This is a genomic window from Bacillus sp. JNUCC-22 (assembly GCF_018861275.1).
Taxonomy (GTDB): Bacteria; Bacillota; Bacilli; order Bacillales; family Bacillaceae; genus Bacillus; species Bacillus velezensis.
In genome coordinates, this window is sequence record NZ_CP076408.1 from 326,220 (window position 1) to 348,643 (window position 22,424).

General features: G+C 49.1%; 11 protein-coding genes and 1 pseudogene. 8 read left to right on the forward strand and 4 right to left on the reverse strand.

What is annotated here, in order from left to right; all coding sequences use genetic code 11:
• The first annotated feature begins 129 nt into the window (after positions 1-129).
• The 5 genes from JNUCC22_RS01745 (at position 130) to JNUCC22_RS01765 (ending at position 4,918) form a co-directional block, all read left to right on the forward strand.
• Positions 130-1,332: a GTP-binding protein gene (locus JNUCC22_RS01745; RefSeq protein WP_132106739.1), complete on the forward strand. Its 1,203-nt coding sequence runs from the start codon at positions 130-132 to the stop codon at positions 1,330-1,332.
• A 64-nt stretch (positions 1,333-1,396) separates the two neighbouring features.
• Positions 1,397-2,533, forward strand: coding sequence for a zinc-dependent alcohol dehydrogenase (locus tag JNUCC22_RS01750; protein WP_025284207.1), 1,137 nt, complete (start codon positions 1,397-1,399; stop codon positions 2,531-2,533).
• A gap of 14 nt (positions 2,534-2,547) precedes the next feature.
• On the forward strand, positions 2,548-2,982 hold the full coding sequence (locus tag JNUCC22_RS01755; protein WP_216062071.1) for an RDD family protein: 435 nt from the start codon (positions 2,548-2,550) through the stop codon (positions 2,980-2,982).
• 72 nt (positions 2,983-3,054) lie between these two features.
• Positions 3,055-3,378 (forward strand): YckD family protein, encoded by a 324-nt coding sequence (locus tag JNUCC22_RS01760; protein ID WP_007409357.1) that lies wholly within the window; start codon positions 3,055-3,057, stop codon positions 3,376-3,378.
• 103 nt (positions 3,379-3,481) lie between these two features.
• The gene (locus JNUCC22_RS01765; protein WP_216062072.1) at positions 3,482-4,918 is read left to right on the forward strand and encodes a glycoside hydrolase family 1 protein; all 1,437 of its coding nucleotides are present in this window, start codon (positions 3,482-3,484) and stop codon (positions 4,916-4,918) included.
• Positions 4,919-4,958: 40 nt separating this feature from the next.
• Here JNUCC22_RS01765 and JNUCC22_RS01770 read toward each other — a convergent pair whose 3' ends face one another.
• The 4 genes from JNUCC22_RS01770 to hxlA form a co-directional block, all read right to left on the reverse strand.
• Positions 4,959-5,357 (reverse strand): competence protein ComJ, encoded by a 399-nt coding sequence (locus tag JNUCC22_RS01770; protein ID WP_014416873.1) that lies wholly within the window; start codon positions 5,355-5,357, stop codon positions 4,959-4,961.
• Between the two features lie 20 nt (positions 5,358-5,377).
• On the reverse strand, positions 5,378-5,815 hold the full coding sequence (locus JNUCC22_RS01775; protein WP_216062073.1) for a NucA/NucB deoxyribonuclease domain-containing protein: 438 nt from the start codon (positions 5,813-5,815) through the stop codon (positions 5,378-5,380).
• Positions 5,816-6,172: 357 nt separating this feature from the next.
• The gene (gene hxlB, locus JNUCC22_RS01780; protein WP_007409354.1) at positions 6,173-6,730 is read right to left on the reverse strand and encodes a 6-phospho-3-hexuloisomerase; all 558 of its coding nucleotides are present in this window, start codon (positions 6,728-6,730) and stop codon (positions 6,173-6,175) included.
• The gene (gene hxlA / locus JNUCC22_RS01785; RefSeq protein WP_060563063.1) at positions 6,727-7,362 is read right to left on the reverse strand and encodes a 3-hexulose-6-phosphate synthase; all 636 of its coding nucleotides are present in this window, start codon (positions 7,360-7,362) and stop codon (positions 6,727-6,729) included. Before hxlA ends, hxlB begins: the two co-directional genes overlap by 4 nt.
• A gap of 232 nt (positions 7,363-7,594) precedes the next feature.
• On the opposite strand from hxlA, the gene JNUCC22_RS01790 reads away from it, so the two are divergent.
• The 3 genes and pseudogenes from JNUCC22_RS01790 to srfAB form a co-directional block, all read left to right on the forward strand.
• On the forward strand, positions 7,595-7,957 hold the full coding sequence (locus JNUCC22_RS01790; protein ID WP_007409352.1) for a transcriptional activator HxlR: 363 nt from the start codon (positions 7,595-7,597) through the stop codon (positions 7,955-7,957).
• 591 nt (positions 7,958-8,548) lie between these two features.
• The gene (srfAA, locus tag JNUCC22_RS01795; RefSeq protein WP_216062074.1) at positions 8,549-19,303 is read left to right on the forward strand and encodes a surfactin non-ribosomal peptide synthetase SrfAA; all 10,755 of its coding nucleotides are present in this window, start codon (positions 8,549-8,551) and stop codon (positions 19,301-19,303) included.
• 21 nt (positions 19,304-19,324) lie between these two features.
• A pseudogene (srfAB, locus tag JNUCC22_RS19435) lies at positions 19,325-22,417 on the forward strand (surfactin non-ribosomal peptide synthetase SrfAB); the annotation flags it as partial.
• Positions 22,418-22,424 lie beyond the last annotated feature (7 nt).

Here is a 22,424-nt window from a genome sequence, read left to right on the forward strand (position 1 = left end):
CTCGATTTTAAACGGAGAATATATCAGAATAAATAGTAACCATTACGATTTACAACAATGTACATCATGATAATAAGGCAGGTGCGGGGTGTAAATCGTAATCATTCTATTTTGTCAGGAGGCTATTTTATGAAAAAAATTCCGGTTACAGTATTGAGCGGCTATCTTGGTGCCGGAAAGACGACCGTTTTGAATCATATTTTACAAAACCGCAACGGTTTAAAAATTGCCGTCATCGTCAATGACATGAGCGAAGTAAATATAGACGCGGGCTTGGTGAAGCAGGGAGGCGGCTTGTCAAGGACGGATGAGAAACTCGTAGAATTATCCAACGGCTGTATCTGCTGCACGCTGCGTGAAGATTTATTAGTCGAAGTTGAGAAACTCGCGAAAGACGGCAGATTTGATTATATAGTGATTGAATCAACCGGGATCAGCGAACCGATTCCCGTTGCCCAGACATTTTCTTATATAGATGAAGAAATGGGCATTGATCTGACAACATTCTGCAGGCTGGACACAATGGTGACCGTGGTGGATGCAAACCGCTTCTGGCATGATTTCCAGTCCGGTGACAGCCTTCTTGACCGGAAGGAAGCGGCGGGAGAAGAGGATGAACGGGTGATTGCCGATTTATTAATTGACCAAATCGAGTTTTGTGATGTGCTCATTTTAAATAAATGCGACATGGTGGGCGAAAAAGAGCTTGAACAGCTGGAAACGGTCCTTCGCGCATTACAGCCCCGCGCCAGACTGATCCGGTCAGTCCGCGGAGAAGTGCCTGCCGAATGCATATTGAATACCGGTTTATTTGAGTTTGAGGAAGCGAGTTCATCAGCAGGATGGATAAAGGAGCTGACGGCAGGTCATGAAGCGCACACTCCGGAAACGGAAGAGTACGGCATCACTTCGTTTGTGTACTCGCGGCGTCTGCCGTTTCATACCGCTCGTTTTGACAGCTGGCTGCATCAATCAATGCCTGACAGCATTGTGCGCGCAAAAGGAATTGCTTGGTGTGCAACCCGCAACAGCCTTGCGCTGCTGATGTCTCAGGCGGGTCCGGCGGTTTCGATTGAGCCTGTTTCTTATTGGGTGGCGGCAATGCCGAAACTTGAGCAGGAGCAGATCAAACAGCAGGAACCGGAGATTCTGGAAGATTGGGACGACCAATTCGGAGACCGTCATACGAACCTGGTGTTTATCGGAACAGATTTAGATGAAGCAGCCATTACAAAGGAATTGGATCAGTGCCTGCTCACGCCGTCTGAGTTTGATTCCGATTGGTCGCAGCTTGAAGATCCTTTTCAATGGGATATTCAGCGGGCCGAATAACATACCGGCCAAGTTTAGAAGCAGGTGAAAAGGGAAGGAGTGATGAAAAAGGAGCTGACCAAGTGTGAAAGCACTGACATACCAAGGAAAAGAACATATGGAAGTGAAAGAAGTCCCGGCACCCGCCATTCAAGATGAGAGAGATGTCATCGTTCGAATCACCGCAACCGGGATATGCGGTTCAGACCTTCATTTATATAAAAACGGAATACCCGCCGATCCGGGTTATATCGTCGGGCATGAGCCGATGGGAATCGTTGAAGAAACGGGCAGTCAAGTCAAAAAGCTGAAAAAAGGCGATCGGGTCGTGATTCCTTTTAACATCGGCTGCGGAGAATGTCATTATTGCAAGCACCAGATGGAAAGCCAGTGTGATGAATCTAATCCAAATCCTCATACAGATGCCGGCGGCTTATTCGGTTTTTCGGAGTTTAACGGTAATTATCCCGGCGGGCAGGCTGAATATTTACGTGTTCCTTATGCTGATTTCTCTTCTTTTCTGGTTCCGGCAGACAGTGAGCTTGAAGATGAGCAGGTGCTGCTTCTGTCAGATGTCATGCCGACCGCCTTTTGGAGCGTCCAGCACAGCGGAGTGAAAAAAGGAGATACAGTCGTTATTCTGGGATCAGGTCCGATCGGTTTAATGGCGCAAAAATTCGCGTGGAAAAAAGGAGCTAAACGGGTTATCGCAGTTGATCAAGTCCCGCACCGCCTTGAACATGCGAGACGCATAAACGGAGCAGAGACCTTCAATTTTTCAGAACATGATGAGATCGGGAAACTGCTGCATGAACATACGTCAGGGGGCGCGGATGTAGTGATTGATTGTGTCGGAATGGACGGCACGCCGCTTTCAAAAGAAAAAGCAGAGCAAAAACCGAATCAGTTCGGAACGATCAGTCCGATTCTTACAGCATCAGAAGCCGTTAAGAAGTTCGGAACCGTGCAGCTCACGGGCGCATACATTTCTGAAGCGGACGGCTTTCCGCTCGGTGATTTTTTCACACGCAACGTTTCTTTGAAAATGGGCCAGGCACCCGTTATTCATCTGATGCCGATGCTGTATCAAATGATCGAACAAAATGAAATTGATCCGACGGATATCATTACACACAAAATGAGTCTTGCGGAAGCTCCTGCTGCATATGATATATTTGACAAAAAAGAAGATGGCAACATTAAAGTGATTTTAAAGCCATAGCGAGGAGAAACACGATGAATATTTACAGACCGGCGGGATTTTGGATCAGATTGGGAGCCGTGGTACTCGACTATTTAATTACTTCAGTGCCTTTGGCGATTATTTTTATGCTGGCAACAGGAAAAGATCCGAATGAGAGCACAATGATCAGCATCATTTTGACTCTTTATGCTATTTTGCTCCCTGTATACTGGAACGTTTATGTTATCGGCAAAAAGATCTGCGGTATCCGCATCGTCAAAAAAGACGGCACTCAGGTAGGCTTTCTCACTATGATTTTGAGAGTGCTTGTGGGCGGCCTGGTATATGGCGTGACGTTTGGAATCGGTGTGATCGTGAGCGCATTCATGGTCGGAATGAGAGAAGACAGACGGTCAATCCACGATTTTGTAGCGGGAACGTATGTCACATACGCGCTGCCGGACGAATCGATTGAAAAGAGCGAATAATTTCGCTCTTTTTTTTGCATAAAAAATGGATGAGGGAGCAACATATAACAAACGTTAAAGGAGGAAAGAGTCATGAAAAAAGCTGCATTGTCTTTAGCTGCGTTTTTCATTACAGCAATGGTTTTCACAATGCCGGCACACGCCGCCGGAACAAAAATGCCTTCAACAATGTCACTCACGGAACAGCAGAAAAAAGAAATTGAATCACTTGAAAAAGAAGTGCTCGAAAAACGAAAACATGTTATATCCAAATATGTTGAGTACGGGGTCCTGCCGAAAGAAAAAGCAGAACATATTAAACAGCATATGGACAGGCGCTTTAACATGATGAAACAAAATGGGTTTGTCCCGAAGCCTCCGCCTCATAAATTGGAAAAGCGGCATCATCATTCTTAAGCATCCGGCAAGCCGGATGCTTTTTTGTTTTTATCGGGATTGCTCTGAAACGCGTTTCATAACGTATTATATCAATATCATACGCATCAGGAGGATGAAACACATGATACATAAAAAACAGGGCCTGTTCCCTGATACATTTCTATGGGGGTCAGCCTCGGCTGCCTATCAGGTTGAAGGAGCCTGGAATAAAGACGGTAAAGGACCTTCAGTATGGGACTTATTCACGAAAATACCGGGTAAAACGTTTAAAGGCTCAAATGGCGATACAGCAGTCGGCCATTATGAGCGTTATAAAGAAGATATCGCCTTGATGGCAGAAATGGGTTTGAAAGCTTACCGCTTTTCTGTCAGCTGGCCGAGAATTTTTCCGAATGGCAGAGGGGAAATCAACGAATCAGGGATCGCATTTTACGAAGACCTGATCGATGAATTGATTTCTAACGATATTGAGCCGGTGCTGACTCTTTATCATTGGGACTTGCCTCAGGCGCTGATGGATGAATACGGCGGCTTTGAATCAAGAAAAATTATTGATGATTTTAATGATTACTGCATTGCGTTATACAAAAGATTTGCCGGCAAGGTGAAATACTGGGTCACGTTAAACGAGCAGAATTATAATTTTCATAACGGGTTTATTACAGCTGCACATCCGCCCGGCGTAAAGGACAGAAAACGATTTTATGAAGCGAATCATATCGCATTTTTAGCTAATGCCAAAGCGATTGAATCCTTCAGACAATATGTTCCTGACGGTTTGATCGGCCCGAGCTTCGCTTATTCACCGGCTTATCCGCTTACAAGTCATCCTGAAGACATAACTGCATTTGAAAACGCAGAGGAATTTATGAATCATTGGTGGCTTGATATGTATTGCCGGGGGACTTATCCGCAAATTCCTTTCAATTATTTAAAGGAAAAGGGCTGGGCGCCCGCCATTGAAGCCGGGGATATGGAATTGCTTGCAAAAGGCAAGCCGGATTTTATCGGTGTTAATTATTATCAGACGATTACGTACGAAAGAAATCCTCTTGACGGTGTATCGGAGGGGAAAATGAACACGACTGGTCAGAAAGGGACAAACCAGGATACCGGTATACCGGGGCTGTTTAAAACGAAAAAGAATCCTAACCTCGTGACGAGTAATTGGGATTGGACGATTGACCCGATAGGTCTGCGCATCGGCCTCCGACGTATAACGAGCCGCTATGAGCTGCCGGTTTTTATAACAGAAAACGGGCTGGGGGAATTCGATAAAATAGAAGAAGACGGCTCAATTCAGGATGACTACAGAATTGACTATTTACGCTCCCATCTTGAACAGTGCAGAGAGGCCATTAGTGACGGAGTTCATCTCATCGGCTACTGCAGCTGGTCATTCACGGATCTGTTAAGCTGGCTGAACGGCTATCAAAAACGCTACGGTTTTGTCTATATCAATCGAGATGAAGAAGATGAAAAGGATTTGAAACGGATCAGGAAAAAAAGTTTTTATTGGTACCAGAATGTAATTGAAGCAAACGGTAAAAGTTTATAAAAGTTCCCTGAGAGAAATAAGATTCTCTCAGGGATTTCTTTTACATTGCGGCTGCATCAATAATATACGTATCCGCATGAAGATCGGATATTTCGGCAGGCACTGAATAACAGGTAAGGCTGTATCGGCCTTTCGGAATATTAAAAGAAAGCCGCTTTGACATCACGCTTTCAATCTCAATTCCATCTTTTACAGCCTCAAAGGGAACAGTCGCTTTTTTCTCATAGGATGGTACCGGTTCACTTGTGTTAAGCCTGAGGACGATAAATGCCCTCGTATTTCTCCTTGCCTCAAATGAAACAGCTCCGTCAGCTTCCGCATATCCTTTTTCAATGGCTTCATCGGTCCAATCGATAACAGGCGGTTCTGAATCTTTTTGGAAGATTGTAAATTGATGATAAGAAATGGCCAGTTCTTGCGGTTTCCATGATTTAATCAATGCGCTGTTCCTCCTGTTTTTTACTTAATTTTAAATAATACTCTTGTTCCGTCGGGATCATTGGTAAGCTGGTGTCCGACCCATGAGCCGGCTCCGCGGTTGTCTGCCGGAGAAATATATTCTACGGAGGCGTTGTTTCCGCCCTGTTTACAAACCGCCATCGGCCATTCATCCCTATCGTATCCCGTTTTGACGGGCACATGTTTAAGAGATTGCTCACGCCGCTTATGTACTCCGTCTCTGTCAATGGTGCATATGCTGGAATGTCCTTCTTTTATCGCGTCCTTAATATGCTTTGCTGTTTCCGGATATCGATCGGACGGAAATAAGATTACTTTGTCGTAATCACCCTTCTGAACGGTCTGCTCGTTATCTGAGAAAAGATCACCCTTGATCAGGGCCGCGACTGCTCCGGCAATGATGATAAGAACAAGCAGCAGTGCTTTTAATGTTTTCAAGAGTATCAATCACCTCCAGTTTTAATTGCTGTAAAGCTGGTCCAAGAATAAAGCAGAATCGGGTTGCTGTAAAGCTGTTAAAATATATTTCTCAGCCGCAATTCAGCTGAATATCTGTAAAACCATCCGCACAAATCAATTTTATTCATTAAAAATCCGATCAGAAAGTGTTTTTTGCCGTTTCCCTATTCAGAAATGAATGGTTGCGGGTATATCGTCAATTGACTTATTATAGCGATAAGCTCACCGGCAGGATATCTTCGTCTGCGAGTGTCCGACCCGAAAACCTTGGCCTGCGTGACCGTGCGCAACAAGACGATAAAAAGACGGCCATCTGATAAGAAGGCCGTCAGCAAATCATTCCAGATTCGCATGCTTTGTAAACATGTCTGCTGAATTCAATTCTTTTTTCTCCATGATTTTTAGAATAACCGCATCGTAAAACAGCAGAAGAGTTTGTTCGAATAAAGAACCCATCGGCTGAATCGTCTTTCTGTCTCCGCCGGTCTCTTCCTTAGGAGAGCCGGGAATCGTTATTGTAAGATCCGCAAGTTTGCCGAGACTTGAGTCGGGGTTAATCGTTAATGCAGTGATGATGCCGTTAAGGCTTTTGGCTTTTTCAGCCGTATGAAGCAGACTTTTTGTTTCGCCTGAGCCTGAGCCGATGATGACGAGACCGCCTTCTTGGAGGGGAGGGGTAAGCGTCTCACCGACGATGTAAGCGTTCAGACCGATGTGCATCATCCTCATGGCGAACGCTTTAGCCATAAAGCCGGAACGTCCCGCTCCGGACGTGAAGATTTGATCTGCCGATAAAATTTGATCCGCAAGCTTGTCAGCTTCACTGTCGGATATTAATGCTGCGGTGCGGGATATTTCATTTAGTATTTCATGTAAGTATTCAGTCGTTTTCATGATCCTTGTGTGATCAGCTGTTTCATTTTAGCAGCAGCATCCGCTTTATTGTCAGCTCCCGTAATGCCTCCGCCGACAATGATTAAATCTGGGTTTTGTTTGATGGCTTCAGGAAGCGTATCAAGTTTAATGCCTCCGGCAATTGCGGTTTTAGCGCTCTTGACCGCTTTTTTAATCGCCGTCAGTTCCTCGAATGAATTTTTTCCTTCTGCTTGAAGATCATAACCTGTGTGAACACAAATATAATCAACACCGAGTTGGTCAATTTCTTTTGCCCGTGTTTCAAGGTTTTTTACGTTAATCATGTCGACGAGGATTTTTTTCTGCTGTTTTTTTGCTTCGGCAACCGCCCCTTTGATCGTTGAGTCGTCTGTCGCTCCTAAAACGGTGATGATGTCGGCTCCCGCTTCTGCCGCTTTCATGATCTCGTAGCCGCCTGCATCCATGATTTTAAGATCGGCAAGCACTTTCAAGTGAGGAAAGGCTGATTTCATTTCCTGCACGGCTTTCAGGCCTTCATTAATGACAACGGGAGTGCCGATTTCTACAACATCTATATATTGTTCGACCTCTTTCACAAGTTCAATTGCTTCCGGGATATTCACTAAGTCTAATGCCAGCTGTAATTCCACTTTATATCCACTCCTCTTTTTTATGTATTTCCATTCTATAGAGTGCCCCGCATGTTGAGAAGTACGCACTTTGAAGTCTAATAGTTACTTTGAGGATACTGTCCCCGCAGGCAATGCGCTTTGTTTCAGCAAAACTGCGTGGTAGTATAAACATGATGAAAGTTGTGTAAAAAAGTAAGCGTGTATGAATAGATGATCAACGTACAAAAAGTAAGAGGAAGGAGAATGGCCCGTGAGCCGAATGGATGAGAAAACGTTTAATTGCGAAAAGGAATTGACGCTTGCCGTGATAGGCGGGAAGTGGAAAATGCTGATTATGTGGCACTTGGGAAAAGAAGGGACGAAGCGGTTTAATGAGCTGAAAGCTTTAATTCCGGATATTACGCACAAAATTCTTGTGAATCAGCTCAGGGAGCTGGAGCAGGATCTGATCGTTCACAGGGAAGTTTACCCTGTCGTCCCTCCGAAAGTGGAGTATTCTTTAACGGCGCAAGGAGAAAGCCTTATGCCGATTTTGGACGCCATGTATAAGTGGGGAAAAGATTATATGGAATTAATCAACATTGATAAAACTGCAATAAAGGAATCTTTTTGAAGTGCTCTATGTAAAATAGAGTGCTTTTTTTGCGGTTTAATGAAATCATATTGCGAACATTCGGACTGTCTGTTTCGGTTCTTGCGCTGTTTTTTCCGGGTCAGCTTACGTACGTAAATTTTTTTCATTCTGCCATAACTGGATATTCGACAGATTTTCATTATAGTTTAAAGATTTTTAATTTTACGTAAATAATATTTTTGAAAATAAATTGCGGGATGCCGCAAAATACCCTCTGGATTTGTCGGAATTTTTTTCGGTGTGCCGCATGAAACTTTTCACCCATTTTTCGGTGATAAAAACAATATTTTCATATAAAGTGAACGTAAGTAGATATATAGAAATACATGCAGAAATAGGTAAACCTTTCGTGCTTACAATCAATGGCTTTTTGTCTTGATTTCTCATAAATTTGATGCCGCATTTCGGACTGCGCGGGTGAACGGATGACGGATTTCGGCGGTGATTGAATCGGGATCGTTTTTGGAGGTAAGTGGTTCTTTTGGCTTGAGAATGAGTTAGGGACATAGAGGGAGGCTGTTTCTAAGGGAGAATTGACATCTTTATCTTAAAAAGGGGAGGCGCACACATATGGAAATAACTTTTTATCCTTTAACAAATGCTCAAAAACGTATCTGGTATACAGAAAAATTCTATCCGAACACAAGTATTTCAAATCTTGCCGGGTTTGGGAAACTCATTTCTGAAGACGGCGTACAGGCTCATTACGTTGAGAAAGCGATACAGGAATTCGTCCGGCGGTATGAGTCGATGAGAATCCGGCTGCGGCTTGATGATGAGGGGGAGCCCGTTCAATATGTGAGCGAATACCGTCCGCTCTCTATCGGGCACACAGATATCAGGCAAGCCGGCTGCTCTGCGGACGAGCTGTCAAAATGGGGGCGTGAAGAAGCTGGCAAGCCTCTGGCGTTATATGATCAGGATTTATTCCGTTTTTCCGTGCACACGATCAGTGAAAATGAGGTCTGGTTTTACGCTAATGTGCATCACATTATTTCAGACGGGATTTCCATGACGATTCTGGGCAATGCGATTACCGATATTTATTTGGAGCTCTCAGGCGGAGCAAGTGAGGAACAGACGGAGATTCCTTCTTTTATCGAGCACGTGCTGACAGAGCAGGAATATGTGCAGTCGAAGCGGTTTAAAAAGGATCGGGATTTTTGGAACGGGCAGTTTGAGACCGTGCCGGAGCTTGTGTCCCTGAAACGGAGCCAGGCAGATGCGGGTCTTGATGCAAAACGGTTTTCTCAAGAAATTCCTCACGACTTATATGGCCGCATTCATTCATTCTGCGAGGAGCATAAAGTCAGCGTACTATCTCTGTTCCAGTCAGCTCTGATCACTTATCTCTACAAAGTGACCGGCCGGGATGACGTTGTCACGGGTACGTTTATGGGAAACCGGACGAATGCGAAAGAAAAGCAGATGCTCGGGATGTTCGTATCTACGGTGCCTGTGCGGACAAGTGTTGACGGAGGACAGTCGTTCTTGGAATTCGTTAAAGGCCGGATGAAGGATCTGATGAAAATTCTCCGCCACCAAAAGTATCCGTATAACCTGCTTGTCAATGATTTGCGCGCTTCGAAAAGTTCGCTGAACAGATTGTTTACGGTGGCTCTGGAGTACCAGGTGATGCAGTGGCAGAAAAAAGAGAATCTGTCCTTCCTGACAGACCCTATTTTCAGCGGAAGCGGTACAAATGATATTTCAATTCATGTGAAGGAACGATGGGACACCGGGAAATTGACAATTGATTTTGACTATCGCAGCGACATTTTCAAGAGGGAAGAGATTAAATCTGTTTCTGAACGTTTGATCACGCTGATTGAAGATGCGATTTCATCTCCTGATCGCATAATTGATGAACTTACTCTTCTTTCTGAATCCGAGAAAGAGCGGCTGCTGAAACGGGCCTCCGGCAATCCGGTGAATTACCGCGGAGAGATGACGATACCGGGGCTGTTTGAAGAGAAAGTGAAGTCACTGTCTGACAAACCCGCGGTTGTGTATGAAGGCCGAACATTGTCCTATCGCACATTGCATGAACAGTCAGGCCGTATCGCCGGACGCCTTCTTCAAGCCGGGATATCAGCCGATTCTCCTGTCGCGGTGCTGCTTGGCCGTTCTGAGCGTGTCATTGCGGCAATATTGGGAATTTTGAAAGCGGGCGGCGCCTATGTGCCGATAGATCCTGACTTTCCGGCGGATCGGATTCAGTACATTTTAGAGGACAGCGGAGCGAAGGCTGTTCTGACGGAGGCCGGAATACAGGTGCCTGCAGCGGATGCCGAACGGATTGATTTTGACGAGGCTGTTCAGTTTGAAACGGCTGCGGACGGTGTCATCACACAATCAGACCGGCTGGCTTACATCATCTACACGTCAGGTACAACGGGGCGGCCGAAAGGCGTGATGATTGAGCACCGGCAAGTTCATCATCTGGTGCAATCACTGCAGCAGGAGATTTATCAATCCGGTGAGCAGACATTAAGAATGGCGCTTTTGGCTCCGTTTCATTTTGATGCGTCCGTCAAACAGATATTCGCCTCGCTTCTTTTGGGACAGACGCTTTATATCGTGCCGAAAACGACTGTGACGAATGGCTCGGCACTGCTGGACTATTATCGGCAAAACCGGATTGAAGCCACTGACGGAACGCCTGCGCATCTGCAGATGATGGTTGCGGCGGGAGATGTCAGCGGAATTGAATTGCGCCACATGCTCATTGGGGGAGAGGGCCTGTCCGCGGCTGTTGCTGAACAGCTGATGACGCTCTTTCATCAATCGGGCAGGACGCCGCGTCTGACGAATGTCTACGGGCCGACAGAAACGTGCGTAGATGCGTCCGTGCATCAGATGTCAGCGGATAACGGAATGAATCAACAGGCGGCGTACGTTCCGATCGGAAAACCGCTCGGCAACGCCCGTCTGTATATATTGGATAAGCACCAGCGGCTTCAGCCCGACGGCACGGCCGGTGAGCTGTATATCGCGGGTGACGGTGTAGGCCGCGGCTATTTAAATCTGCCGGATTTGACCGCAGAGAAGTTTTTGCAGGACCCGTTTAACGGAAGCGGCCGCATGTACCGCACGGGTGATATGGCGCGCTGGCTGCCGGACGGGACGATCGAATATATCGGCCGTGAAGATGATCAGGTGAAAGTCCGCGGCTACCGCATTGAGCTGGGAGAAATTGAAACGGTGCTCAGAAAAGCTCCGGGCGCGGCGCAGGCCGTCGTGCTGGCACGGCCGGATCAGCAGGGCAGCTTAGATGTCTGCGCATATATCGTTCAGGAAAAAGGAACCGAGTTTCACCCTGCCGAGTACAGGGAGTATGTGTCCAAGCACCTTCCTGATTACATGGTGCCCGCTTACTTTACAAAAACGGACGAAATTCCGCTCACGCCGAGCGGGAAGGCGGACCGCAAAAAGCTGTTTGCGCTTGATGTGCAGGCTGTCAGCTCATCTGAATATGCCGCGCCGAGAAATGAAACGGAGGAAACACTTGCCGTCATCTGGCAGGAAGTTCTCGGAATGGACAAGGCGGGCATTTATGATCATTTCTTCGAGTCAGGCGGTCATTCATTAAAGGCAATGACGCTTCTGACGAAAATTCATAAGCAAATGGGCGTTGAAATTCCGCTGCAATACTTGTTTGAGCATCCGACGATTGCGGCGCTTGCCGATTATGCGGAAAACCGAAACGAAGGACCGGCATTCAGTACAATTGAGCCGGCTGAGAAGCAGGCGAGCTATCCGCTTTCGCTCGCTCAGCAGCGGACTTATATCGCAAGCCAATTTGAAGACGCGGGAGTCGGATATAACATGCCGGCTGCGGCCATGATTGAGGGCGCTTTAGACCGTGAAAAGCTTGAGCGTGCATTTTCTGCCTTAATCAGCAGGCATGAAGCGCTCAGAACATCGTTTCAATCAGAGGACGGCACGCCGAGACAAGTGATTGGCGAGCATGTTCCGTTTCATATTGAAATGATCGAAGCGCGCGGAAGAACGAATGAACAGGTCATGAAGGACTTTGTGCGCCGTTTTGATTTATCTGAGGCGCCGCTGTTCAGAATCGGCCTGCAAACGCTCGGTCACAATCGCCATATGCTGCTGTTTGATATGCATCACCTGATTTCTGACGGGGTGTCTATTTCCATCATGCTGAAGGAACTGGCTGACATCTACGTCGGAAATCAGCTGCCTGAATTGCGCATTCAATATAAAGATTATGCCGTATGGCAGGCGGAACGGGCGAAAGAAGGCTACAAGAAGGAGCGGGCGTACTGGAAAGAAGTCTTCAGCGGCGAACTGCCGGTGCTTCAGCTGCTTCCTGATTATCCGCGGCCGCAGGTGCAAAGCTTTGAAGGTGACCGCGTGTCCGCCAAGCTGCCGAAAATGCTGCGGGAACGGCTGCAGAAGCTTGCCGAGAAAAACGGAGCCACCCTTTACATGGTGCTGTTATCAGCATACTATACGCTGCTTTCTAAGTATTCGGGACAGGAAGACATCATCGTGGGAACACCGTCAGCGGGAAGAAATCACTCCGATACCGAGGGGCTTATCGGGATGTTTGTCAACACGCTTGCGCTGCGAAGCTCCGTGAAGCAGGATCAGACATTTGCCGGCTTGTTAGGTCATGTGCGCAAGCAGGTGCTGGATGCGTTTTCTCATCAGGATTATCCGTTTGAGTGGCTGACCGAGGAACTGAACGTGCCCCGGGACATGAGCAGGCATCCGATATTTGACACGATGTTCAGTCTGCAAAACGCCTCCGACGGAATTCCGGAGATCGGTAATCTGACGCTGTCTCTTCATGAAACAAACTTCAATATCGCCAAATTCGACCTGACCATGCAGGCTCGGGAAACAGCGGAAGGCATTGCGCTTGATTTGGATTATTGCACGAAGCTGTTTAAGCGCTCAACTGCGGATCGCATGCTTGCGCACTATGTCCGTCTGCTGGAAAGCGCGGCAGCTCAGCCGGATGCGAAAATCAGCGAATATGATCTGCTTTCTGAACGGGAGGCTTTGAATCAATTACAGCGGTTCAACCCGGAACGCACGGTATACCCGAAAGATCAAACGATCGTGCAGATCTTTGAAGAACAAGCCCGAAAGAACCCTGACCGGACGGCTCTACAGTTCGAAGGGGAAACCCTGTCGTATCAGCAGCTGAATGAACGAGCCAACAGGCTTGCGCGGCATATTCTTTCGGTCGGAGGCGGCGGAAAAACCGCGGCTGTTCTGTGTGAACGGTCAATGGATATGATTGTTTCCATTATGGCTGTGTTAAAAGCGGAGTCCGCCTATGTGCCGATTGATCCTGAGCATCCGGTTCAGCGGATTCAGCATTTCTTCCGCGACAGCGGGGCGAATGTGCTCCTGACTCAGCAAAGCCTCAAGCCGCTTGCGGAAAAGGCCGGTTTTCAAGGCGTCATTGTGCTTGCTGATGATGAGGCGAGCTATGAAAAGGACTCTCGCAATCCAGCATTGCCGTTTGATTCCAGCACGATTGCCAATCTCACTTATACATCAGGCACGACGGGAACGCCGAAAGGAAACATCGTCACACATGCCAACATTTTGCGGACGGTAAAAAACACGAACTATTTGACTGTTTCTGAAGAGGACACAGTGCTCGGTCTGTCAAACTACGTTTTTGACGCTTTTATGTTTGATATGTTCGGTTCGCTGTTAAACGGTGCAAAGCTTGTGATCGTCCCGAAAGATACGGTGCTGGATATGTCACGCCTGTCCCGTGTGATCAAACGGGAGAACGTCAGCATTCTGATGATTACGACGGCCCTGTTCCACCTGCTTGTTGATATGGAGCCGTCCTGTCTGACGACGCTTCGGAAAATCATGTTCGGGGGCGAAAGAGCGTCTGTAGAACATGTCAAAAAGGCGCTTGCGGCAGTCGGAAAAGGAAGACTGCTTCATATGTACGGCCCGTCGGAAAGCACGGTGTTTGCGACATACCATCCGGTGGATGTCATTGAAGAGGATACGCTCTCCGTTCCGATCGGGAAACCGGTCAGCAATACGGAAGTCTTTATCATGAACTCAGCCGGACGCATTCAGCCGGCGGGTATCGCGGGAGAGCTGTGCGTCAGCGGGGAAGGACTCGTAGAAGGCTACTACAACCGTCCTGAACTGACGGAAGAAAAATTTGTAAAGCATCCGTTTAAGGAAGGTGAACGGATGTATAAAACGGGCGACTTGGCCAGATGGCTTCCGAATGGCGATATCGAGTTTATCGGACGTATCGACCATCAGGTGAAAATCCGCGGTCAGCGGATTGAGCTTGGCGAAATTGAGCATCAGCTCCAAAGTCATGACCAGATTCAGGAATGTATTGTGCTCGCTGTAGATCAGGGTGCGGGTGACAAACTTCTTTGCGCGTATGTTGTCGGCCTCAGGGAAATCTCTTCCCGGGAGCTGAGGGAGCATACGGCGAAGGATCTTCCGGCTTATATGATTCCGTCCGTCTTTATTCAATTGGATGAACTGCCTCTTACAGGGAACGGAAAAATCGACAGGCGGGCGCTGCCGATGCCGGATGTGACCGCAGCGAATGCCGTGTCATATACGGCGCCGCGCAATGAAACAGAACAAAAACTGGCGGATATTTGGGCTGAGGTGCTGCAAATGGAGCGGGTCGGCGTCCATGACCAGTTCTTTGAGATCGGGGGCCACTCGTTAGCGGGGATGAAACTGCTGGCCCTTATCCAGAAGACATTCGGCGTGCAGCTTACCTTAAAGGATCTGTTCACTTCTCCGACGGCCGCGGGGCTGGCGCAGCTGATTGAAGGGGCTGAGCGGAAAACGGCAGAGAGCATCGCACCGGCGGCCGAGCGGGAAACGTATCCGGTTTCTTCACCGCAGAAGCGGATGTTCGTGCTTCAGCAGCTGGAAGGCGCTGAAACAAGCTATAACATGCCGTCTGTGCTCCGCTTAAAAGGAAAGCTTGATGCAGAAAAGCTGAAATCCGTCATGAAACAGCTGACAGAACGCCATGAAGCCTTCAGAACGACATTTGACATAAAGGATGGGGAAACGGTTCAGCGCATATGGACGGAAGCTGATATCGACATGGAATATTATGAAGCCTCTGAAGAAGATGCTGAACGGATTATTCAGAGCTTTATCCGGCCGTTCCGCCTGGATCAGCTTCCTCTCGTCAGAACGGGACTGGTCAAGCTGGCTGAACATGACCACCTGCTGCTGTTTGACATGCACCATATCATTTCGGACGGCGCTTCAGTCGGCGTGCTGATAGATGAACTGTCCCGCTTGTATGGCGGCGAAACGCTTGAGCCGCTGCGGATTCATTATAAAGACTATGCGGTATGGCAGCAGAAATTTATTCAATCAGAGCAGTACCGCAAGCAGGAGGAGCATTGGCTTCGGGAGCTTGACGGCGAGCTTCCGGTATTGACGCTGCCGGCTGATTACAGCCGTCCGGCCGTGCAAACCTTTGAAGGAGACAAGCTGGTCTTTTCTCTGACTGAGGAACAGACGTCGGCTCTTCGCAGTCTTGCGAAACAAACGGATTCTACCATGTACATGGTGCTGCTGGCGACATACAGCGCCTTTCTCTCAAAACTGAGCGGACAGCATGACATCATTGTCGGCTCGCCGGTTGCGGGACGGTCACATGCGGATCTCGCAAACGTCATCGGTGTTTTTGTGAATACACTCGCGCTTCGTACGTATCCGGAAGCGGACAAAACGTTCACAGACTATCTTAAAGAAGTAAAACAAACCGCTTTACATGCATTTGACGCGCAGGATTATCCGCTTGAAAACCTTCTGCAAAAGGTTGAGGTGCAGCGTGATACGAGCAGAAATCCGCTGTTTGATGCGGTATTCTCAATGCAAAATGCAAATGCGGAAGATCTGGTCATGGAAGGAATTGAGCTGAAGCACCATCCGTTTGACAGAAAAACAGCCAAGTTTGACCTGACAATGACGGCTGAGGACACAGACGAAGGTTTAACGTTTGTGCTTGAATATAACACCGCGCTGTTTAAACCGGAAACGGCAGAGACATGGAAGCATTACTGGCTTCAACTGTTAGAAGCCGCAGCGGAAAATCCGGCTGCGAAGCTTTCTGAGCTTTCATTGGTGAATAAAACAGAAAAACAAGCTCTCCTCAACGCATGGAAAGGAAAAACAATTTCTGTGCCGCGGGACAAAACGGTTCACCGTCTCTTTGAAGAAACGGCCGCCCGCTACGCGAACCGGCCGGCCGCGGCATACAACGGCGCGAAATGGACGTACGGCGAGCTGAACGCAAGGGCGAACCGGATCGCGCGCATTCTCATGGACTGCGGCGTCACGGCTGACGAACGTGTCGGCATTTTGACGAAACCGTCCTTGGAAATGGCCGCGGGCGTACTCGGCGTCCTGAAAGCGGGCGCGGCATTTGTGCCGATTGATCCCGACTACCCGGAAGAGCGGATCAGCTACATTCTGCAGGACAGCGGCGCCAAGCTTCTTCTCACACAGGAAGCGCTGGACGTGCCGGAAAGCTACAAAGGAGAAACGATTCTGCTTGACGGAGGACGCTCCATTCTGAGCCTGCCGCTTGATGAAAACGATGAAGCGAACCCGCAGACGGAAACAACGGCGGATCATCTCGCTTATATGATTTACACGTCAGGAACGACCGGACAGCCGAAGGGTGTCATGGTCGAACACCATGCGCTGGTGAACCTGTGTTTCTGGCATCACGACGCATTCGCCATGACGGCGGATGATAAAAGCGCCAAATACGCGGGCTTCGGTTTTGACGCCTCCATCTGGGAGATGTTCCCGACATGGACCATCGGCGCGGAGCTTCATGTCATTGACGAAGCGATCCGGCTGGATATCACCCGCTTAAATCACTATTTCGAGGAGCACGGCGTGACCATCACCTTCCTGCCGACGCAGCTGGCCGAACAATTTATGGAGCTGGAAAATACCTCTCTCCGCATGCTTCTCGTCGGCGGCGACAAGCTGAAGCGGGCGGTGAAACAGCCGTACACGATCGTCAACAACTACGGCCCGACGGAAAACACCGTCGTCGCGACAAGCGGCGTCATCAATCCGGAGGAAGGATCGCTTTCGATCGGACGGGCGATTGCCAATACGAGAGTTTATATTCTCGGCGACGGCGATCAGGTGCAGCCGGAAGGCATTGCCGGTGAATTGTGCGTGGCCGGCCGCGGTCTGGCGCGCGGATACCTGAACCGTGAAGAAGAAACGGCGAAGCGGTTTACCGCAGATCCGTTCGTGCCCGGCGAGCGCATGTACCGGACCGGCGACCTCGTCAAATGGAACGCGCAGTGCGGCATCGAATACATCGGCCGTATTGACCAGCAGGTCAAAGTGCGGGGCTACCGGATCGAGCTTTCAGAAATCGAAGTCCGCCTCGCCCAGCTTGCGGATGTTCATGACGCAGCGGTGACGGCCGTGGAAGACAAAGCGGGCAATACCGCGCTTTGCGCCTATGTCGCGCCTCAGCAGGACGATATTGAAGCGCTCAAAGCCGCGCTGAAAGACACGCTGCCTGACTACATGGTGCCGGCGTTCTGGGTGGAGATGGACGAGCTTCCGGTCACCGCGAACGGAAAAATAGACAAAAAAGCCCTGCCGGAACCGGATATTGAAGCGGGAAGCGCGGCATACAAAGCGCCGGAAACGGAGATGGAGACGCTGCTTTCCGACATTTGGCAAGAAGTGCTCGGTCTTGACCGGATCGGCGTAAGCGATAATTTCTTCACGCTCGGCGGGGACTCGATCAAAGGCATCCAAATGGCGAGCCGCCTGAACCAGCACGGCTATAAATTGGAGATGAAAGATCTCTTCCAGCATCCGACCATCGAAGAGCTCGTCTCCTATGTGGAGCGGACGGAAGGCAAGCAGGCCGACCAAGGACCTGTCGAAGGCGAAGCGGCCTTAACGCCGATCCAGCGCTGGTTCTTTGAACGAAACTTTACCGACAAACACCACTGGAACCAATCCGTCATGCTTCACGCGAAAGACGGCTTTGATCCGGAGATAACAGAAAAAACATTACATGTCCTGACGGTTCACCATGATGCGCTCCGGATGATTTATCGTGAACAAAAACCGTATTACAGAGGGCTTGAGGATGCGTCTGTTGAACTGAACGTCTTTGAGCTGAACGGACCTGCTGAAGACCATGAGGACCGTATCGAAAGGGAAGCAGACCGTCTTCAAAGCAGTATTTCACTGGAAACAGGACATCTCTTGAAAGTCGGGCTCTTCCGGGCTGAAGATGGAGACCACCTTCTTCTCGCAATCCATCACTTAGTCGTGGATGGTGTATCTTGGCGGATTTTACTGGAGGACTTTACGTCCGTGTATACGCAGCTGAAGCAAGGCAATGAACCGGCGCTGCCGCCGAAAACACATTCATTCGCCGAATTTGCCGAGAGAATCAAAGAATACGCAAATACGAAGGCGTTTCTGAAAGAAGCGGATTACTGGAGAGAGCTTGAGGAAAAAGAGGTATGCACTCAGCTTCCGAAAGACAGGCAGTCTGGTGATCAGCGCATGAGACATACGAGAACGGTCAGCTTCTCTCTGACGCCTGAACAAACTGAACAGCTGACGACAAACGTACATGAAGCCTATCACACCGAAATGAACGACATCCTGCTCACGGCGCTCGGACTGGCGCTGAAAGAGTGGACGGGTGAAGACACGATCGGCGTTCATTTGGAAGGCCACGGGCGCGAAGACATTCTTGACGGCCTGAATATCACCCGGACGGTCGGATGGTTTACGAGCATGTATCCGATGATCCTTGAGATGAAGCACGCCGACGATCTTTCATATCAGCTGAAACAAATGAAAGAAGACATCAGACACATCCCGAACAAAGGAGTCGGCTACGGCATTCTGCGTTATGTAACGGCGCCTGAGCATAAAGAGAATCTTTCATTTGAGATTGATCCGGATATCAGCTTTAACTACTTAGGCCAGTTTAATGAGATGTCGGATTCCGGCTTATTTACAAGATCCGGGATGCCGTCAGGACAATCGCTGAGCCCTGACACAGAGAAGCCGAATGCGCTTGATATTGTCGGATTTATAGAAAATGGGCAGATGACGATGACGTTTGCCTATCATTCTCTCGAATTTCATGAAAAAACCATTCAATCGTTCAGTGACAGTTTTAAAGGGCACCTCTTGAAAATCATAGATCACTGCCTGGCCCAAGACGGACCTGAGCTTACGCCTAGCGATCTTGGCGATGATGATCTGACGCTTGATGAACTTGATAAATTAATGGAAATTCTCTAACAGAAAAGACAGAGGTGACATATGAGCAAAAAATCGATTCAAAAGGTGTATGCACTCACACCGATGCAGGAGGGAATGCTGTATCATGCGCTGCTTGATCCGCATTCTTCCTCCTACTTCACACAATTAGAGCTTAGGATTCACGGAAGCTTTCAGCTGGAGCTTTTTGAAAAAAGCGTCAATGAGCTGATCCGGACATATGACATCCTGCGTACGGTATTCGTGCACCAGCAGCTTCAAAAACCGCGCCAAGTCGTATTAGCCGAGCGGAAGACGAAGGTGCACTATGAAGATATCAGTCAATTAGATGAAGCGCGCCAAACCGAATATATTGAACGCTATAAACGCGGCGTGCAGCAGCAGGGCTTTCATCTGGCGAAAGATATTCTCTTTAAAGCAGCGGTGTTCAGACTCAGTGAGAAGGAGCTGTATCTCGTCTGGAGCAATCATCATATCGTCATGGACGGCTGGAGTATGGGCGTTTTGATGAAAAGCCTGTTCCAAAACTATGAAGCGCTTCGTGCCGGCCGGCCCGCCGGGGGAAGCCAGGGCAAACCTTACTCTGACTATATCAAATGGCTCGGAGGCCGGGATTATGAGGAGGCGGAACAATATTGGAGCAGCCGACTGGCGGATTTCGAACAGCCGAGCCTGCTCCCGGGCCGTCTGGCAGCAGAAAAGAAAGACTACCAAAATGAAGAATATTCTTTTGTCTGGGATGAAGAGCTGGTCGCGCAGATTCAGCAGACCGCCAACCGGCATCAAGTCACGGGGCCTAACCTGTTTCAGGCCGTTTGGGGTGCGGTGCTCAGCAAATACAACTATACAGACGATGTGGTGTTCGGCACCGTCGTATCAGGCCGTCCTTCAGAAATCAACGGCATAGAAACGATGGCGGGGCTGTTCATCAATACAATTCCCGTCAGAATCAAGATTGACAAAGATGCAACCTTTTCGGACGTGATGGCGGCAGTTCAGAAAAACGCCGTGGAAGCTGAGCGCTATGATTATGTGCCGCTCTATGACATTCAAAAGCGCTCCGCCCTGGATGGCAGCCTCTTAAATCATTTGGTCGCGTTTGAAAACTATCCGCTGGACAAAGAGCTGGAAAACGGGGGCATGGAGGAAAGACTCGGCTTTTCCATTAAAGTTGAACATGCTTTTGAGCAGACGAGCTTTGATTTCAATCTCATCGTGTATCCGGGAAAAACGTGGACTGTCAAAATCAAATACAACGGAGCGGCTTTCGCTCATGATGCCATCGAACGAACGGCGCACCATCTGACCCGCATGATGAAAGCGGCGGTCGGAACGCCTGACGCGCCCGTGCAGGAACTCGGCCTTGTTTCAGGCGAAGAAGAGCGGCAGATTGTTGAGGTATTCAATGATACGAAAACGGCGCTTCCGGAAGAGGAGGCCGTTCACCGTTTGTTTGAAGCACAGGCAAACCGGACGCCTGCAAGCATCGCGATAAAAGAAGCGGGACGCGAATGGACCTACCGTGAAGTGAACGAAGCGGCCAACCGCCTGGCGAGACACCTTGTGAAGAGCGGGCTGGAAAAAGGCCGGACCGCCGCTATTATGAACGACCGGTCTGCGGAAACCGTTGTCGGAATGCTTGCCGTCCTAAAAGCAGGCGGCGCATATGTGCCGATTGATCCGGCTTTTCCGGAGGACCGTCTCCGCTTTATGGCGGAAGACAGCTCGATTCGGCTCGTGCTGACAGTTCAGGACTATCAAGAACAAGCGGGCGCATTGCAAGTCCCGGTCGTCATGCTGGATGAAAGCGCGGATGAAACGGTAAGCGGAACAGACTTGAATCTTCCGGCCGGCGGCAACGACTTGGCGTATATCATGTATACATCCGGATCGACCGGCAAACCGAAAGGCGTCATGATTGAACACAGAAATATCATCAGGCTCGTCAAACATTCGAATTACGTGCCGGTTCATGAAGAAGACCGGATGGCGCAAACGGGAGCCGTCAGCTTTGATGCCGGAACCTTCGAAGTCTTCGGCGCATTGCTGAACGGAGCGTCATTGCACCCGGTGAAAAAAGAGACGCTGCTTGACGCCGGACAATTCGCCCAATTTCTGAAAGAGCAGCGGATCACGACCATGTGGCTGACGTCTCCGCTGTTTAATCAGCTTGCCCAAAAGGATGCCGGCATGTTTAACACGCTCCGGCACCTCATCATCGGCGGTGACGCGCTTGTGCCGCATATCGTCAGCAAAGTGAGGAAGGCATCACCGGAGCTGTCGCTTTGGAACGGCTACGGGCCGACGGAGAATACGACGTTTTCGACGAGTTTTCTCATTGATCAGGACTACGACGGCTCGATCCCGATCGGGAAGCCGATCGGAAATTCCACTGCGTACATTATGGATGAAAACCGCAACCTCCAGCCGATCGGCGCGCCCGGTGAGCTGTGCGTCGGCGGAAGCGGAGTGGCAAGAGGCTATGTGAATCTGCCTGAATTAACGGAGAAGCAGTTTGTCCGCGATCCGTTCAGACCGGATGAAATGATATACCGGACGGGGGACTTGGCGAAGTGGCTTCCGGACGGCACGATCGAGTTTCTCGGCAGAATTGACAACCAAGTAAAGGTCCGCGGTTTCAGAATCGAGCTCGGCGAAATCGAGGCGAAAATCAGCCAGGCGGAGAATGTGACGGAATCTGCGGCTGTGATCCGGAAAAATAAAGCGGATGAAAATGAAATCTGCGCTTACTTTACCGCAGACCAAGCCCTTTCGCCGGAAGACCTGCGCAAAACGCTTTCGGAATCACTTCCGGAATATATGATTCCCGCGCACTTCATCCAGATGAATCAGTTTCCGCTGACGGCGAACGGAAAGATTGATAAAAAAGCGCTGCCTGAGCCTCAGGCTGAAGCTGTTCAAAAAGAATACGAAGCACCGAAAACGGAAGCGGAGCAGAAACTCGCCGACATTTGGGAAGGCATTCTCGGTGTAAAAGCGGGTGTGACTGACAATTTCTTCACGATTGGCGGACATTCTTTAAAAGCCATGATGATGACCGCTAAAATCCAGGAGCACTTTCAAAAAGAAGTGCCGATTAAAGTGTTATTTGAAAAGCCGACCATTCAGGAGCTAGCGCATT

Coding starts and splice junctions, on each gene's coding strand:
- JNUCC22_RS01745 (WP_132106739.1), top strand. CDS start 130: ATGAAAAAAATTCCGGTTACAGTATTGAGCGGCTATCTTGGTGCCGGA.
- JNUCC22_RS01755 (WP_216062071.1), top strand. CDS start 2,548: ATGAATATTTACAGACCGGCGGGATTTTGGATCAGATTGGGAGCCGTG.
- JNUCC22_RS01760 (WP_007409357.1), top strand. CDS start 3,055: ATGAAAAAAGCTGCATTGTCTTTAGCTGCGTTTTTCATTACAGCAATG.
- JNUCC22_RS01765 (WP_216062072.1), top strand. CDS start 3,482: ATGATACATAAAAAACAGGGCCTGTTCCCTGATACATTTCTATGGGGG.
- hxlB (WP_007409354.1), bottom strand. CDS start 6,730: ATGAAAACGACTGAATACTTACATGAAATACTAAATGAAATATCCCGC.
- srfAA (WP_216062074.1), top strand. CDS start 8,549: ATGGAAATAACTTTTTATCCTTTAACAAATGCTCAAAAACGTATCTGG.